The sequence below is a fragment of the Hamadaea sp. NPDC051192 genome (assembly GCF_040682475.1).
GTDB classification, from domain to species: Bacteria; Actinomycetota; Actinomycetes; order Mycobacteriales; family Micromonosporaceae; genus Hamadaea; species Hamadaea flava.
The window spans coordinates 51,559-69,147 of sequence record NZ_JBFBAZ010000018.1 but is presented as its reverse complement, the minus strand read 5'-3'; the positions used below and the strand labels follow the sequence as shown (position 1 = coordinate 69,147).

The window sequence follows — 17,589 nt, the reverse complement described above, 5'->3', positions numbered from 1 at the left end:
TTAATCACACTTCGGTACGGATTCATCGTGGTGATGTGGTGATGCCCAGAATGCGCTGGAGACGTCTCGGTAGCTCGGTAGAAGGACTGCGCCGACGATCACTAGTGTGAATTCCGAGTAGGACACCTAGGTGGCCATCGTGGATGGGCCGCGTCGCGTGCTCGCACGACACGGGAATGCCGAAGGGGATTACGCGACGCGGCAGCACACTCTAGCCAGTTGGCAAGACGGAGGCAACGGCAGGCTTGCCAGGCACGCTCACTCCCACCAGCATCGCAGGCTTCGAAACCGTGTCTCCTTCGGCCGGAGTGACGGGCGCAGTTTGGCACCATCACGCAAGCCAGGTTCGACGCTCCAGGCGGGCGCGGAGGAACGATGCCTGCTGGCATGCCAAAAGTTCGGTTGGATGCACTTGATCTCGACGGCGGAAGCCTAATCCTGCCGACCGTCAAGTTCACACCACCGCACGCTGGTCGGCATGCTGCCGCTGCGACGTCCCTGGCGGCACGGAGCTGAGGGCCGCGATGGGGACCTGATGCTCCGAGTGTGAATCTGGTGTAACTCGTCTAATGATGTATGGTCAGCGGCCTTTTACGCGTTCTCGTCGCTCTTTCTCGGCAGCGACGTCGCGCTTCTTTGTATACATGGCTAAGCCCGCCCTGCCCATGGCAGCGACATTGGGTTCGTCCGACGCTGTATACGTTTCAAACTCGTCGACTAGTCTGGCCGCCCACCGAATGTGGGTGGGACCGGCGTGGCAGGCCCCACCCACGATCAGCAGCTGCGACAGTTCATCGAATTTACTGGGTGTGCAGAGCGGCGATCTGAGCTGGCGTCAGAAGGCCCTGATACAGCTGGATGTTGTCGACATTGCCGGTCCATTGTTCGCCGCTCGTTTGAGTCCACTGCGTGCGGCCGACGAGTACGCCGCCAGTCGCGTTCCAGTTGCAGCCGCAGGCGGCCTGGGTAGCTGCGACACTACCGTTGACGTACAGCGCCATGTCCCCTGTAGTGGAGTCGTACGTTGCCACGAGGTGTACCCACGTGTTGCGGGCCGGGGCGGCAGTGGTCTGGGCTACGACGACGCCGCCCGTAGTGGGCGATGACGCGCGGCCAAACGCCCATGTATCAAAGCGCTTCTGGATGAAGAAGGCGGCGAGCGTGCTGTCCTTCTCCGCCAGTACGGTTCGGACGCTCGTTGTGGAGCTGTCGGTGAGATAGACCCACAGCGACACGCTGAACGACTGGTCGGTTCTGACGACAGGCGATACCGTTGTGGCCTGCTGCGTGGTGACTCCTGTGAGATTCATCGATCCGATGTCGTCTGCCTTGTGGCCGGTAGATGCAAAACTTGCACCGGTACTGAGCGCAAGTGGATGGTTATAGAACGTGGCGTCGTTGCCTATCGTGCCTGTCCTTTCGCCAAGATCCCATTCGCCCACAAGGCTGGCGGCTTGGGTGAGATCGGGGTTGGACACCGTCACGTTGAGTCCGCTGCTTGCAGTGGACAGCCGGCCAAAGATCGTCAGCGGCGTGGCGGGTAACTGACGGCTCCAGATGTCAGGAATGCCATCATCATCGATGTCCGCGCCGCTCACGCTGGCGATGGTTACCGCGCTCCAGCCGGTTTTGCCGATCAAGGTCGACGCTGCTCCGCTACCGAGCCAGACACCGGGGGTTCCGGTGTCGCTGTCGAACAGCGTGCCTTCCAGTCGAATAAGTGACCCGACGACGCGGTCGCGCACGAACAATCTCGGCACGCTCCCGGGGGCCGCCGCGAGTTCTTGATACTGATTGACTGTCTTCGTTGCGTCGAGAAGGTCGTAAATGATGCCCGGGTAGCTCGGCACGTACAGATAGAGCGTGTCGCCGATGGTCACGTACAGATCTGGCAACGGGGTTTGCAGGCCCTGTTCCTGCCACAGGGCTGGGTCAAACTGGTTATCCGGAGGTGTGGCGACCACGCTGTCGACCGCTTGGGAGTGCTGAGCCCCGTCGATGGTGGGGAGGTTTACGGGGACTTTGACATCGGTGTCGTTGGGTTGGAAGGGCATGCCGTCGCCGGAACCAAGCAGGATTTCGACATTGGAGCCTTCGAGATTGGTGTTCGGTAGCCGGACGAAGATGTCTTGGGCGCCGTCGGCGTTGTAATCACCTGGGGTGACGGTTGCGCCTGTCCAGTCGGCGACGGTGCCGGTGCTGCCAGCGAATCCGGTGCCGAGGCCGCCAAGCTGGATCCCTGATGTGGCGAGGTGGCCGAGTTCGTCGGTGCCGGTGTAGAGCCACAGTCCGGGGTTAGCAGCGTCTCCAACGCGCAGAAGGTCGGGGTTGCCGTCACCGTTGAAGTCGCTGTATCGGTCCGGTGTCGGTTTGCGGTCGGTGGTGAAGTCGTAGCTGGTGTAGCCGCTGGCGTTGCCGTTGGCGTCGACGGCGTACACGTACAGCACGTTGGGCCCGACGTGCTTGACTGGCACGGTCAGGCTGGTGGAGGTGCCCGTGCTGGTCAGGACGTTCCAGTTGCTCTGCGGCGAGGCCGGTCCGGCCGACGTCACGGGCGGGGCGACGTTCAGTCCCCATATGTACTTCGCGGGAGTGTTTCCGGCGCCGGGTGTGATGGTGAATGTGCCGCTGGAGCCGGCCGGCTGGCCGAGTTGTCCTTTGGGGAATTCGGTGGAGGTGATGCCGGGGCTGCCGGGAGCGGACTTGTCGATCGTGAAGGTGCAGGGGGTTGCGCTGAGACTGGTGTCGATGCCATCCGTGGTCTTGGCGGTCCATGTGTACGTGTGACCGTCCTGGAACCAGGCTGCGGGCTCGTTCACATTGACGGTCATGCCACTACTGCCGCCGGTGACCAGGTCCGTTGACACGTTCGGGGTCACGCTCGTATCGGTGAGGGTGAAGGTGGTGGTCAGGGCGTTGTTCGTTCCGTCGGGGTCGGTCACCTTGGCGTTGAGGAAGACCTGAGTGTTGCCGATCGTCCCGCCGGAACACGGCACGGTTGGCTGCGTGGCAAGATTCGCCGGTGTGTTGGGAGCCGAGTTGTAGTTGATGGCGAGCGTCGGATTGTTCTCGAACTTCCGCCACGCGTATGGATCGGTTTCGGTGTCGTTGTACATGCCGATAGTGTCGAACGACCAGTGATCGCGTGCTGCTGACTTGATCTCGTTCGTGATGGTGAAATCGACCTGGACCGCGAGTTCGGAGTCGTCGTCGCGCCAGTCGGCCACAACGTTCTTGGTAACGATCGCAGCCCCTTTTGTCGGCTGCGTGTCCCATGTGGTGGAGGCGCTGATTGCCGACGACGACGTGCTGATGTGGTTCAGAGTGATGTCGCGGGCTGTGTTCTGCGCTGACCACACCTCTTTCGTTTGCAAGATCGCCGAGTTGATGTTCTTGCCCCAGATCGCGGTCGGAATCGCGAACTTCCAGAACGTACGCGCGACATAGTTGGGCGTCGCCCAGATAGTCTTGCCTGCGCGCGCCCGGTCGGAGCTGTTGTAGTAACTCGTGGTCGGGTTACCGCTGCTTACAAAGGTCCATGCGTTCTTGCCCAGCTTGGTCGGTACCCAGCTTGGGTCGATGAACAGCGGGAAACGGGCGGTGGGGCTGCTCAACGCCGAGACCGACGGGGCTAGCGTCAGCGCCGTCGCATCCACTTGCACGCCGACGTCGCCAATGGCTGCTGCCTCGCCAGGTTCCTCGGCAGTCGAAGCGGCAAAGGTACCTGTCGATGCCGATGTGGCAGGGTCCGAGGAGGACGTGGAGTCCCACATCGTCGGCGCCGGCGCCGTGAAAACCGGATTGCCGACCTCGTTAGCGGCGACGATATTCCCGGCCGCGTCCGCCGAAATCGTGATGCCCTTCAAGGCCAGCGGCATACGCAAACTCGTAAGAGCGGGATTCGCCGCTGCGGTAGCGTTTTTCACCACGAGGACGTGAGAGAACCCGCCGCTGACGTTCGCGATCAACTTCAGATCTACATTGGGCAGCACGTTCGAGTAGGTCGCCGTATCGCCGGCGATCGTCGGGGAAGGAAGGGCTCCTGGCCACGAGAGTGCCAGCTGCTCGCCCCTCGTTGACGTCATCGTCGCGAGAGGGCCGTCACCTCCGCCGGACACGACCAGTCGCGAAGCCGTTGCCTTAGGACTGAATGTCCCGTCGCCATTGGCGACGAGGTTCGAATCCAGACCCACCCAAGCGCCATTGCGCTTGACCCGAACCGGCTGCATATTCAAGTCAAGCCGGACCGTTCCGTCAGGGTTGGCATAGGTCCGCTCAGTCTCCGTCGTAAGTGCGGTGGCCTCAACCGGCTTGCCTGTCACTCGAGCCTGGGCAGCAGCATCTGCCGCGCTGAGCATCAGCGGTGAGGTCGCCCCCGGGGCGGCAGACGACGGGCCCGTCACGGCGACGACTCCGGCTCCCGTGACGGACGCTAAAGCTATGGATATCAGCGCCGCGCGGCGCCAAACAGTCGCGCGATGACGACTTCTCATGAACATGCCTCGATTCCATGGCGTAGGTCTACGCAGGGAATCCTTGAGAAGCTAGCGATCGGCGCTTGCGGCAGGCAGGGCGACGCGCGGGACGTCGCCGCTACCGTGCCGTTCCCCGTGAACCCCCGCGAACCGCGACCCTAGATGATCAGCTAGCGCAAGTCGAGACCCAGCTAGGAGACGCGTAAGCGATCTCACGGCGCCGCCATGGCTAGCTTGTGGCGTTACGGCTGGAAGCTTCCCAGCACCCCGGCTCCACTTCCGCCGGACGAGATCTGGCCCGGGCGAGCGGCGATCCCACTTCATGATCAAGGGTCTTGTGCGGAACTACCCCGAGCGATAGCGTGCCCGCGGCAGACCTTCCGTCGGATTCACGGGGAGATGACATGACAGGTCATGGCGCCATTGATGCACGCCTTCTTGCCCGTCCTGGGGCACCTGGAAGTCTGCGTCGGCGATTGCTCGCCAGCGCGACAGCCCTGCTGATGGCGGCCGTGGGTCTGTTGGCCGTCGCCCCACTGCCCGCTCGAGCCGCGGTGGCGGCGGGTTCCCCTGCCGAGCAGCAGTTTCCGCTCCGCAAGGCGGCAAAGCCGAGTCGGGTAGCACCGCTGCCGAAGCGGCCAGACGATGCCGCCAAGCCCTGGAAAGCGTCGAACGTGACCTGGCCCTCCGCGGCAAGCGCGGTGGTCGACGTACAGGCGTCGACCGGCAAAGGAGCCAGAGCGGGGCTGATGCCGGTGTACGTGAAACTCCACGACAGCCGGTCCGAAACCTCGAAGCTACTCGTGACGGTCGCCGACCGAACCAATACCGCCGCTGCGAATGTGGACGGCACGCTCGTTTCGCTGAGGTCCGCCAGGACGGACAACCGCACGTCAACGGTCCAAGTAAGCCTCGACTACTCCGGATTCGCCGACGCGTTCGCAGCAGACTGGGCATCGCGCGCGAGGCTCGCCGTCATGCCGGCATGCGCGCTGACCACGCCGACCCTGCCGTCATGTCAAGTCCAGACACCGTTGCCGACCACACGCGATTCCACGTCGAAGACGCTCACCGCCACGGTCACCGTGCCGGGACAGCCGCAACCTTCCACCCCGCAGCGACCTCTGTCGGAGCAGAACGACCTATCGGAGACAGCGGCACCGGCCCTCGTACTGGCAACGCAGGCGGCACCTGCTGGACCTAACGGCGACTACGGGGCCACTCCGCTGCAGCCATCTGGTTCGTGGAGTGCCGGCGGCAACTCCGGCGACTTCGGCTACAGCTACCCGATCGTGATCCCACCCGTCGTAGGCAGCAACACGCCGGAGATCGCGCTGTCGTACTCCTCGCAGTCGATCGACGGAAAGATGGTCTCCACCAACAGCCAATCGTCATGGGTCGGGGACGGCTGGGACTATCAGCCCGGCTATGTCGAGCAGTCCTACGTGACCTGTAGTGAGAACCCTGCTGGGACTGCGAAGAACACTGCGGATCAGTGCTGGGCCGGGCAGATCGTCCACGTCAGCTTCGGCGCATACTCCGGTGACCTGGTCTACGACCCGGATCTGCCGACGGACTGGAAGTTCTCCGCCGACAATGGGGCCAAGGTCGAGCAGGTTCGGACCGCGGGCACCAACGGCACCGATGACGGACTGCACTGGAAGATCACCGCCCAGGACGGCACCCAATACTTCTTCGGCCGCAACAAGCTGCCTGGCTGGGCATCGGGCAACACCACCACCAACTCCTCGTGGACCGTTCCGGTATATAGCCCCTACTCCGGCGACCCCTGCTACGCAAAAGCCAACCACTTGTGCACCATGGCCTGGCGATGGAACCTCGACTACGTCGTCGACGCACATCACAACGCACTCGCGTACTACTACAACACAGAGACGAACTACTACGGACGCGACGGCGGCACGACCGCAGTGCCCTACACCCGCGGCGGCGTCCTCGACCACATCGACTACGGGCTGGTCGACCCGACCATCTACAGCGTCGACGCTCCCGCCCGGATCAAGTTCAATAGCAAGCAACGCTGCGTCGTTTCCGACACCGCCTGCGCCGAAGGCAACATCACCACGACGCCCTCCAACTGGCCCGACGTGCCGTACACCGACGCCAACTGCGCCTCCGGCGCAACCTGCAACGTGCATGCGCCCACCTTCTGGAGCCGGCTACGGCTTTCCGACATCACCACCCAGATTTGGAATGGCACCGACTACACGCCGGTCGACGTTTACACGCTGACGCAGCTGTTTCCGAATCCGGGCGATGGGACGTCTCCCTCGCTGTGGCTGTCGTCGATCCAGCGCACCGGCAAGAGCAACGGCGGATCGCTGTCACTGCCCCCGGTGACCTTCGGGGCCACGAACAAGCCCAACCGCGTCGACAGCGATGACTTCGCCAAGGCCATGAACCACAACCGGATCTCGACGATCACCACCGAGACCGGCGAGGTCATCCAGGTCACGTACACCAGCCAGCAGTGCACTGCGCCAGTCAGCATCGTGCCAGAGTCGAACACCAGCCTCTGCTATCCGGTCTACTGGACGCCCGACGGGCTGACCACACCGAAAAAGGACTGGTTCAACAAGTACGTAGTCACACAAGTCGATGTCCAGGATCAAGCAACGCATGCGCCGACCGTTACCACCGCATACAGCTACCTGGGAGACCCTGCCTGGCACTACGACGACAACGAACTCACCAAGGCCAAGTACCGCACCTGGGGCCAATGGCGTGGGTACCCCCGAGTGCAAACACGCATGGGATCCGGATCCGATCAGAAGACCCTCACCGAGGCGATCTTCTACCAAGGGATGGACGGGGACAGCCTTCCATCAGGAGCAACACGCACGGCCTCAGTGACGCTGTCAACCAACATCACCTGGCCAAGCGGAGGGCCAGCCGCCACCGTCCCGGACATCAACGAACTCGCAGGATCCTTACGCGAACAGATCACCTACGACGGCGACGGAGGCCAACCCCTATCGGCGACAGCCACCGACTACTGGGTCGGGCCCTCCACGGCTAGCCGTTCCCGGACCAACCTGCCTTCGGTCGAGTCCCGATACCTGCGGCCGGTAGCCAGCTATCGCACGGACGCCGTCACCTCCCACACCCCGGTTACCTGGCGGACGACAAAGGTCGAAACCACCTACGACACAATCACTGGCCTGCCAACGGTCGAGTTCGATCATGGTGATCTCGGCGATCCGAGCCAAGCCATATGCACAGTCACCACCTACGCGCCTGCGAACACCACGCTGAACCTGGTCAACCTGCCAGCCGAGGTGGAGGTCGACGCGAAAGCCTGCGGAGGATCCGGCAACAACCAGCTCACCGCACCTGCATCGCTCAACCGGCCCACCGACGTCATATCCGATACCCGGTTCTACTACAACAAACCGACGTTCGACATGACCTGGCCGCAGGCTGCACCATCGAACCCCGACCTGTCAGTCAAGCAGCAGGCGACCGGCTACACAGCAGGCGCGTTCACCTATCAGACGATCGCGAAATCCACCTACGACGCGTTCGGCCGCCCGAAGGTGATCACCGACGCGAATGGCGACAACGCGGCAACACTCACCTACTACAGCGTCAACGGGCACCCAAGCCAGGTCGACGTCCTCAACGCCAAAGGGCACAAGACTCAGACCTTCGTAGAACCGTCTCGCGGACTCGCGACTAGAACCCTCGATGCCAACAACCTCGAAACCGACCAGGCCTACGACGACCTTGGCCGAGTGACCGGCGTCTGGCTACCGGGAAACAACAACACCAGCAACCCCGCCAACCGGACCATCGGGTACAACGTGTCCAACGTCGACCTGGTGCCCACATCGGTGATCGTCCGTGACATGAACAACGACGGCTCCTACCGCACCGACGTCACCCTGTACGACTCGCATCTGCGCACTCGTCAGGTCCAGACCCAAAGCCCCAAGGGCGGCCGTCTCATCGACGACCTGTTTTATGACAGCCGAGGATGGATCGCCAAGAACAACAGCCACTACTACGATGCCGCGGCGCCGTCAACCAACCTGCTCAATCTGACCGGCCAAGACAACCTCGTCCCAGCCCAGGGCATCTACACCTATGACGGGGCCGGACGGCTAACGGTCGTGATGCCCCAAAGCCTCGGCGCAGCGCGCAGCAACGAACGCGAACTGACTGTGTACGGCGGCGACCGGACGACCACCATCCCGGCCGTCGGCGGAACTCCGACGACCACGATCTACGACGCCCGCGGTCGTGTCATGCGTCGTGACTACTACACGCAGGCACCGACGATCACCGGCAACGTCGTCTCCGGCGGCGCCTACCAGTCGCTCACCTACGGCTACGACACTCGAGGCAACCAGAATTCCGTCACCGATCAAGACGGGAACATCTGGACGTCAACCTTCAACCTCCTCGGCCAGGTCACTGACAAGACTGACCCCGATACCGGGTCCAGCCATCTGTCCTACGACAAGGACGGTAACGTCGCCACCTCGACCGACTCGCGTCAGAAGACGCTCAGTTTCAAATACGACGCGCTGAACCGCCCTATAGAGGAACACGACGGCCCGAACACCAGCGACCCATTGCTCGCCGAGTGGACATACGACTCCACGACCATCGCCAACGGATATGGGCAGCTCGCGTCGGCGACCAGCTACGACAACACCTCAGGCACCACGTATGCCTACACAACCTCCTTCGGCGGCTACACCAACCGCTACAAACCCACCTCCACGACCGTGGCCATCCCCGCCGATCCGCGTAACGGCACACTGGCCGGCAACTACACCTTCTCCAACACATACAGCGTCACCAACGGGCTGCTCACAAAGATCACCTACCCAGTGCTGTCTGGCGTCCTGCCGTCCGAGACGGTCAACCTGACCTACAACGGCCTGGACATGCCCTCCGGTGTCGGGGACCTGCTCGGCGACTACATCGACAACACCAGCTACAACCAATACGGCGGAATATCCCGCATCCAAACGGGCGCAGGCACGAACGCCGCCTATGTCACCAACGTCTACGACGAAGCAACATTGCGCCTGCAAGACAGCCACGTCGACCGCACCACCGCGCCAACCCGCCTCGACCAGGTCACTTACGGCTACGACTACGCGGGCAACATCAAAAAGATCACCGATACCCGCAACGACACAACCTCTGAAACCCAGTGTTTCGACTACGACCTGCTCGGCCGCCTCACCGAGGCATGGACAGCAACCGACAACTGCGCAGCCGACGTAGCCCAAACGCAGGCGAACACAACCGTCTCCAACGCCTCGTCGTCGTACTGGACCAGCTGGACCTACAACACGCGGGGCGACCGCGAACAAGAGACGCAACACCTCCTGCCCGGCCAAACTGGCAGCAACACCGTTTCCACCCATGCGTACGGTGCCGCCAACAGCCAACCCCACACCCTGCAAAGCGTGACAGCCACGGGCAACAACGCCCGCAACAGCACCTACACCTACGACTCGGCAGGAAACACCCTCACCCGCAGCACCAATGCGAACGGCAACCAGACATTCACCTGGAACACCGAGGGCCGACTAACCAAGGTCGACAAGAACAACGGCGCGGCAGTATCGACCTACACCTACGGTCCTGACGGCGGACTACTCGTCCAACGAGGCCCAGGCACCGTAACGATCTATCTGCCCGGCCAGGAACTCACTCTCACCACCGCCACCGGCACCAAGACCGGCAAGAGGTACTACCCCAGCATCGGCAACGTCAGCGCCGTACGGACCGGTAGCACATCAACCGCCTACAGCTTCCTCATCGCCAACAGCAACGGCACCTCGACCCTCTCGCTCGACCGTACGGGCCAGACAGCAACCTGGAAGAGCTACACACCATTTGGCGAGACGCGCGGCACACAACCCGGTGGCTGGCCCGATACGCACGGATTCCTCGCCGCACCGACCGACGCGACTACCGGCCTCGACCTCGTAGGCGCACGCAACTATGACCCCACAATTGGGCGATTTATCAGCGCCGATCCCATTCTTGCGGGACAGGACCTCACCCAACTCGGTGGATACGCCTACGCTGGCAACAACCCGGTATCGCGAAGCGACCCATCCGGCCTATATGCAAAGCCGGGAGTGGGAGGATTTGCTCGAGCCTTCGGCAGGATGACGGCAACGGCTGCGGCGGATGCTGCTGTGAAGACGGGCATGACAAGCCCGGGACGTATTGCCTCACGCCAAGCAATACCCGTCGTCGACATCATCTTCGACGTCGCCTTCGTGGCCATCTTCGCCTACGACGTCGCGACGAACGGTGGCAGACACGGCTTCATCCGGCGCCTCGCGCCTGCGGCAGCACCAACCTCGTCCGTGACGCAACAACAGCTCAGAATGCCACCAGACGACTCCGGGGTTACAGAAACACACAAGACCGTCCATTGGAATGTGGGGCAGGTAGCCGTCTGGCTGGCCAACGCGATCCTCGCCAAGACGCCAGCGGATGTCACACCCACAGCTGACCGCAACGTCATCGTCCGCGAAATCTCAGACGGCAGCACCTCACCAGACGGCAGCGGCGGGGGTTCAGGCGGCGACGGCCCACCGCCCCCTCCTGCTCCCCCCGGCAACTGCGGCTGCGCCGGCGACGACTTCGATCCCAAGAACCCTATTAAGGTTGACAGCGCACGGCTGCAAGGGTTGCTGCAAGCGTTCTTCCATGGCGTGGGCAGCGCCGGACAAAGGGGAGACGGCAGTGCCATGGCCGCCGCGAACCACCAGGCGTTGACGGGAGAATTGGTCGAGGACGTTGACCACATCGCCTCAACTTCGCAGCTACGCTCCGGGCTGACAAACTTCCTCAAGCAAGACGTATACAAGTTGAAGAGTGGTAAGAGGGTTCCCAATGTTAGAACGCCGCGGGACGAGCAAGTCGCTAGAAGTATGATCAGGGCGGTTGATGACGGCATAGCGGGTAGGTACAACGGCCTCGACAACTATCCCGGGTTAGGACCGTGCTGATGAACGTGGAGAGCTTCGTTGCGGAACTCGTCGAACGCTTCCCAGAGTTGCGCGGAACATATGATGCTCATATTGAGAACATGGGAGGCGAGCTGCTTGCCCACGCGCTCTTTTGGGACGTTACTAATGAGGTAGTTGCGTCCTATCTTGGCGAAGCCGAGCCGCCTGCCGTTGACTGGCGTACGTTGATCTTGTTCCTTGAAGAATCCTATGCTGATGGCGACATCGACGTACGGAAGGTCATCGTGACCTCCTTTCTCCTATATCTGCCGTTTCCACAACAGCCTGGCCATGCTATTGCCACTTTCCTCGGGCCGCGCCTCGCCGAGCGGTTCCGTGTGGCGCGCCCCGATGGCTGAGTGCCGCAACTATCATGATCGCGCGGCATGCCGGCCGGGTTATACAGCCGAGCGACGTCGTCTAGGCAGGTGCTTATTTCTGGTTAGAACTCACTCAAGATAGTTTGCGATTGTTTCTATATGTGGCGGTTCGGCGGCTTATCATGAATGAGGACCTAGGGGCCCATGCGTCGATCGAAGCAATTGAAGCTCATTACCAGAAGCGCTGGGGAGATACTGACCGCGATGTCCGCCAATCCGAGGATATTGAGGTTGTAGTCCATCGCTGGCCGCTCAACACCGTTCGTAAAGGCATTTTGGTATACGCAACAGCAGGCATTGATCGTTCAAAGCATGAGGCTCATCTCAATGAGTTTCTGGTTGTGTTGTCTGAATACCGAAATGAAACCTCAACGTCGTTGGCAGATCTTTGGGTCGCCGCGAGCGGCGCAAGGCTCCGACATGGCACAACGGTGAATGTTGGCCGACCGCTCTGGAAAGGGGCGGCAATGGCAAGCTATTTAATCACCAGGCAAAGTGCAATGATTGAGGCGCTGCGTTTAGCCGAGGAATTCATGTGGAGTTCTATCGTGCAATTCCAGTGCTTGAATCGGAAGTACGACTCAAGATAGCTCGCGGCTTAGCGGCATTGCAAGCTATTTGGAAGGAGGGTCGAACGCCGTACTGGGATCCCAATCGAAGCGATCCGGTGGCTGACAGGGATATTTAGCCCAAGCGCAGCGCCGTGGGCCTATATGTACCGTCACCAGCGATTGGCATGAGAATCCGCGACGTCCGCCCCCGGCGAATGGTATGGCGGGAGGGCCATGAGGTATCGATGGCCGCGGCGGGAAGCTCGGTTGATCTTGCACCGGCGATCCGGAGCCACGCTGCTTGCTGCCCTGATCCAGAGGCGCGACGCATTCATGGTCTGGCTGACGAGATTCAGCGGTGGGTCCATGCAATATTCGACATTGAAGATGACTGGCCATTGGCGGGCGCGGTCGATCTTGGCGACGTCGCGGTCTTGAGCCTCAACGAGGCGCAACCAGACGATGATCCGTTTCAGGGCGACGACTCAGTTGCTAGGGACACCGTTGGCGGAGTGACCGACGCTGCGGTGGACGGTCAGAGTGCGGTCCGCTCATGAATGCCGTCACCACCGGTGCGGACGGGTGCAGCACGACTTCTCGGGAGAGCCGGCATCTTTCAGCCCGGCACAGAAGCGATGTGAGGGCCAATGCAGTCGGCGTCGCCGACATGGTCAATCGCGCCAGGGCGGCGGATGGTCATTTCTGAGACAGGCTGGTGTTGAGCTTTGCCCCCAGGGTGACGGTATCGTGGGGGTTCTGCATCAAGGTTTGGCTAGTGCCTTGATGATGGCGCGAGCACCGGTGCCTGCACCTTGCATTTGCTGACACGGGAGCGTGGGGCGGGTATACGGCCGAGGTCGATAACAGAGGCTCGGTGAGGTGCCCGGTGTGGCTTCGTTCGATCGGCTAGAGGTGGTCCGGGCTTGGTTACGCCTGCTGGTCTTCGTCGGTGGTTAGCACGAATCGGCGCCACCAATGTCGGGGAAGGCTTTCCAGTAGAAGGCGACTGCTGCGCCGGATCCACCATAGAGCGACGGCGATGAGGTAGATGATACCCGTCTGGCCGACCGACGGTCAGTCCACCGGATCATCCGACATGACCGGCGCTGTCTGGCGTGCGCGTTGTGCCGGTTCGCGCACGGGTTGCACGGGTAGCGGCATGCCCCGGACCAGCAGGAACTGGTTCGCGTTCTGAATGCCACGGGGAGCCAGTTGGATCACGAAGCCGGTCGGTTCGCCGACCGGCTTTCTCGTCTTATTCCGCCGTTGTGGTCGCCCGACCCCTCTCCAGCAGGTTCAGTAGGGGAGGAAGGGGGAATCACCATGACCCAGACGATGGACGCCGACGCGCCCGTCCTTGAGAAAGTCCGCGAGGTAATCGATCACGCCAAGGCCGATCAGGTCTTCGGCGCGCCGATCTCGGAGAACGGCGTGACCATCCTGCCCGCGGCCAAGATGCGCGGTGGCGGTGGGGGAGGCGGCGGCACTGGACCCGAAGACCAGGGCAAAGGCAGCGGTGGTGGGGTCGGCGTATCGGCGAAGGCGCTCGGCGTCTTCGTCGTCCGAGAGGGCCACGTCAGCTGGCGACCGGCCGTCGACGTCACCAAGATCGTGCTCGGCGGGCAGGTAGTGCTGATCACGGCACTCCTGGTCGCTCGCGCCCTGATCGGCTCCCGGCGCCAGCGGTAAGCCCGGGCGCCAGCGCTAGGCCGAGCCTCAGCGGCCGACGTCTGTCCGAGGCCGGCGCGTGTCGAGAAACGGTTTGCGTCACGGGTAGGCGCAGGCTGCTTTGCTCGCGGCGGCGTACTCGGCGGTGCTGAGCGTCGCCGACTGCGCCGCGCCCGGATAGCGCCTGGCATCGATCAACCCGGTCGGCCCGCCGCCGCCGAAGCAGGCGGCGGCGGCCACCACGACCTGCTCGCCCGGCGTCATGGACACCGACGTCGTGAACTTCTCGGTCAGCCCGAGCGGACGCCAGGCGCCGGTCGAGCGGCGTACGGCGAACCCGACGATCTCCAGGTTGTGACCGCTCGCGGTGGCCTTCAGCCCGCCGGGCTTCGCGCTGTCGGCCGAGAGCACGAGCGCGATGCCGTCCGGCACCGGCCGGCCCTTCGCGCAGGCGACCGGGGTCAACGCGGCCGGCGGGTTGCCGTGGACCAACGCGGACGGGACCACCTTGCCGTCCGGCAACACGAACCAGCGGACGTCGGGCGTACCGCCGGTGGCGTCGTGCACCCGTTGCCCCACACAGAAACCAGTGAAGCCGAGCGTGCATCCACTCGGGACGGTGGAGAGCACGGGATCGGCGAGCGAGGCGGCTGCGCGTACCGGTGCGCCCTTGCCGTAGGTCACGGCGGTGAAGGTGCGATGCGACGGCATGGCCGGGCAGCCGTTCGCGTCGGCCTTCGGCGCCGGGTCGCCGAGCACCAGGACGATGGTGGTCGCCGCCACGATCAGGGCCACGGCGCCGCCGGCCAGGACCGGCCATCGCCAGCTCCTCCGCCTGCCGGGCGCGGTGATGGGTCCTTCGTCCGGCGCCGCGTCGAGATCCGCGCCCGGTTCCGGATCAGGCTCCGCGATCTCGCGGTCCAACTGCTCCCAGCGGCGCCGCCAGGCCTCGACGTCGCCACCGCAGGCCCCCACGTACGCGAGGACGACGTCCAGCGACGGTTTGCGGAGTCCGGCCGCCGCCTCGGACAGCGTGGTGGGACTGTAGCCCGCCGTTCTGGCCAGCGAGCGATAGGTCGGATTGCCCGCCTCGATCCGGACCTTGCGAAGGTCGTACGCGAAGGACTGGAGCGGGCCGGCGAAGGGATCGACAGGATTCTCCTGACGCGCCACGACATCCTCCCAGCGTTCGGAAGGGATCATCGTGCCGAGCCGCCAGCCTGTCGTCAAGCCGATGAGCAGCGCACTGTGGATAACCCGAGGACTATCCACAGTGCACTCATTTGGTTACGGACAGGTGCCCCCCCGGGCTCGTCAGCTCAGGACGCGGACGACCGAGGCGTGTGAGCCGTACACCGAGGTCTGGTGCACGCTCGACGAACCCCGCGGCGGCGCGGCCTCCAGCATCTGGTTGTTGCCGAGGTAGATCGCCACGTGGACGCTCACCCCGCCGGAGAACCAGAAGATGAGGTCGCCCGGCTTGCGCTGGCTGTACGGCAGGACCCGGCCGGATCCCCACTGGCTGCCGGTGTTCGGGCCGATGTCGACGCCAGCCCCGACCCAGTACGCGTACAGCGTGTAACCGGAGCAGTCGAAGCCGTAGCGATTGTAGTCGATGTGGCCACCCGGGCTGGGCGAGCTGATGCCGCACGAGGGCCCGCCCTTGCCGCCGCCGCCCCACGAGTAGGACAGGCCCTTGCCGGTCATGGCCTTGGCCGCGGCGATGACCCGGGCGACCTTCTGCGCGGCGGTGCCGGCCGTCGAACCCTTCGTGCCGCCGATCCGGCCGTGCCCGTCCCGGCAGTCGCCGTAGTGCGAGCCCGTGCCGGTGCTCGTCGACGGCCCGCCGGTCGGCTTGTCGTCGTCGCAGCGCGCCATGTCCGACACGAAGCCGTCGGTGCCCGTCTTCAGGTAGTAGTCGGCGACCCACAGCCCGTCGCTCGTCTTGTCCCAGATGTAGGACCCGTACGCGTACGCGCCGTACGCCTGGCAGACGACGCGCACCTTGCTGCCGGACGCGTACGTCTTGACCTCGGCCGACGAAGTCGACTTCGACTTGCGTCCGGCGAGGTCCACCTTGGCCGGGAAGGTCGTGCCACCGGTCGCGGCGGCCGTCGGGCTGGGTGACGCCACCGGCGTGCCCGCGCACTTCGGTACGCCCGGCGTGAAGTTGTCGAAGCCGGTCTTCAGGTAGTGGTCGGCGACCCAGAGGTTGTCGACCGTCTTGTCCCAGATGTTCGAGCCGTAGGCGTTGGCCCCGATCGTCTGGCAGGTGATGTAGACGGTGCTGCCGGCGGCGTACGTCTTGACCTCCTTGGCCGAGACGGACTTGGCGTCCCGCCCGGCGAGGTCCACGGAGGCCTTGAAGCCGAAGCGCGCGGGGGCCGTGTCGGTGCAGCGGGCGATCCCAGGCGCGAAGTTCTTCTCGGTGCCCGTCTTCACGTACGCGTCGGGGACGTAGACGCCGTCGTCGGTCTTGTCCCAGATGGTCGACCCGTACGCGACGGAGCCGGTGATCTGGCAGACGATGACGACCTTCTCGCCCTTGCGGTACATGTTCTCCTCGACCACCCGGGCGGTGAGCGACGGCCCGGCCCGGCCGTTGAGATCGGCGGTCGCCGGGTACGCCTTGCCGCTCTGGGCGAGGTCGGTGCAGCGGGCGACGCCGGGGGCGAAGCCGTCGGTGCCCGTCTTGACGTACGCGTCCGGCACGTAGACGCCGTCGGAGGTGCGATCCCAGATCGCCGACCCGTACGCCATGTCGCCGCGGTCCTGGCAGACGACCTTGATGGTCGCGCCGGCCTTGTACATGTCCTTCTTGACGACGTTGGCGTCCATCGAGGCGCCGTCACGTCCGTTCAGCGTCTCCTTGGCGGTGAACGAGACCGCCGAATGCGTCGCGGCGGCGGCCTTGCCCTCGGCCACGAAGGTCATGTCGGCGGCGGCGTCGTCGGCCACCGCGCTCGGCTCGGCCGAGGTGGGGGTGAAGGTCGCCGGATCCCCGCCAGATCTCAGCGCGACCGCCGTGCCGACGGCCACCGCGAGAACGGCGGCGGAACCGATGAGGAACCAGGGTTTCTTGAGCACATTTGCCACGCGTCGTTTGTAGACCGGACTGCGGCGCGCAGGAAGCCCCTGACCTGCCGATCAATCAATTCCGACCAACGGACGCCCCACCTCTCCGCGCTGCGCTCCGGCTTGGGCGCTCCTCTCCGCGCTGCGCCCCGGCTTGAGCGCTCCTCTCCGCGCTGCGCTCCGGCTTGAGCACTGGATCAGGGTTCTCGGTCGAATCTTGGCCCAAGATTCGACACAGAACCCTGATCCAGTGCTCAACAGCCGGCGGCAGCGCCCACTAGTCGGCGCAGGCGGCGCGGGCGGCGCGGGCGGCGCGGGCGGCGCAGGCGACGCGGACCGCAGCCGCGCGCTGACGCTGGGAAGCGATAACGATTCCGATAATTTCCGGAAGGTCATTGACGTGTTGTTCGGCACCCTCAATACTGGGGTC

At 63.8% G+C, this 17,589-nt stretch carries 8 protein-coding genes; 5 read left to right on the top strand and 3 right to left on the bottom strand.

Going from position 1 to position 17,589, the window contains the following annotated elements; translation table 11 throughout:
* Nucleotides 1–800 precede the first annotated feature (800 nt).
* Complete coding sequence (locus AB0M47_RS10795; RefSeq protein WP_363411598.1) at nt 801–4,358, bottom strand: LamG-like jellyroll fold domain-containing protein; 3,558 nt, start codon at nt 4,356–4,358, stop codon at nt 801–803.
* 521 nt (nt 4,359–4,879) lie between these two features.
* Here AB0M47_RS10795 and AB0M47_RS10790 point away from each other — a divergent pair.
* The 5 genes from AB0M47_RS10790 (at nt 4,880) to AB0M47_RS10770 (ending at nt 14,105) form a co-directional block, all read left to right on the top strand.
* Nucleotides 4,880–11,485, top strand: coding sequence for an RHS repeat-associated core domain-containing protein (locus AB0M47_RS10790; protein ID WP_363411596.1), 6,606 nt, complete (start codon nt 4,880–4,882; stop codon nt 11,483–11,485).
* A complete protein-coding gene (locus AB0M47_RS10785; RefSeq protein ID WP_363411594.1) occupies nt 11,479–11,844 on the top strand; it encodes a hypothetical protein in 366 nt (121 codons plus the stop codon). The genes AB0M47_RS10790 and AB0M47_RS10785 overlap by 7 nt, the downstream gene beginning before the upstream one ends.
* Before the next feature lie 143 nt (nt 11,845–11,987).
* Entirely contained in the window at nt 11,988–12,455 is a 468-nt protein-coding gene (locus AB0M47_RS10780) for a hypothetical protein (protein WP_363411641.1), read from the top strand.
* Nucleotides 12,401–12,553, top strand: a complete 153-nt coding sequence (locus AB0M47_RS10775) for a hypothetical protein (protein WP_363411592.1) — start codon at nt 12,401–12,403, stop codon at nt 12,551–12,553. The genes AB0M47_RS10780 and AB0M47_RS10775 overlap by 55 nt, the downstream gene beginning before the upstream one ends.
* Before the next feature lie 1,186 nt (nt 12,554–13,739).
* Nucleotides 13,740–14,105: a spore germination protein GerW family protein gene (locus tag AB0M47_RS10770; RefSeq protein WP_363411590.1), complete on the top strand. Its 366-nt coding sequence runs from the start codon at nt 13,740–13,742 to the stop codon at nt 14,103–14,105.
* 78 nt (nt 14,106–14,183) lie between these two features.
* On the opposite strand, the gene AB0M47_RS10765 is transcribed toward AB0M47_RS10770, so the two are convergent.
* Together AB0M47_RS10765 and AB0M47_RS10760 are read right to left on the bottom strand one after the other, a co-directional pair.
* Nucleotides 14,184–15,356, bottom strand: a complete 1,173-nt coding sequence (locus AB0M47_RS10765; RefSeq protein WP_363411588.1) for a helix-turn-helix transcriptional regulator — start codon at nt 15,354–15,356, stop codon at nt 14,184–14,186.
* A gap of 42 nt (nt 15,357–15,398) precedes the next feature.
* Nucleotides 15,399–17,180: an NlpC/P60 family protein gene (locus AB0M47_RS10760; RefSeq protein ID WP_363411586.1), complete on the bottom strand. Its 1,782-nt coding sequence runs from the start codon at nt 17,178–17,180 to the stop codon at nt 15,399–15,401.
* Nucleotides 17,181–17,589: the final 409 nt, after the last annotated feature.

Bases quoted from the DNA above. Each gene is read 5' to 3' on its own strand.
- AB0M47_RS10790 (WP_363411596.1), top strand. From the start codon at position 4,880: ATGACAGGTCATGGCGCCATTGATGCACGCCTTCTTGCCCGTCCTGGG.
- AB0M47_RS10770 (WP_363411590.1), top strand. From the start codon at position 13,740: ATGACCCAGACGATGGACGCCGACGCGCCCGTCCTTGAGAAAGTCCGC.
- AB0M47_RS10795 (WP_363411598.1), bottom strand. From the start codon at position 4,358: ATGCTCAGCGCGGCAGATGCTGCTGCCCAGGCTCGAGTGACAGGCAAG.
- AB0M47_RS10780 (WP_363411641.1), top strand. From the start codon at position 11,988: ATGAATGAGGACCTAGGGGCCCATGCGTCGATCGAAGCAATTGAAGCT.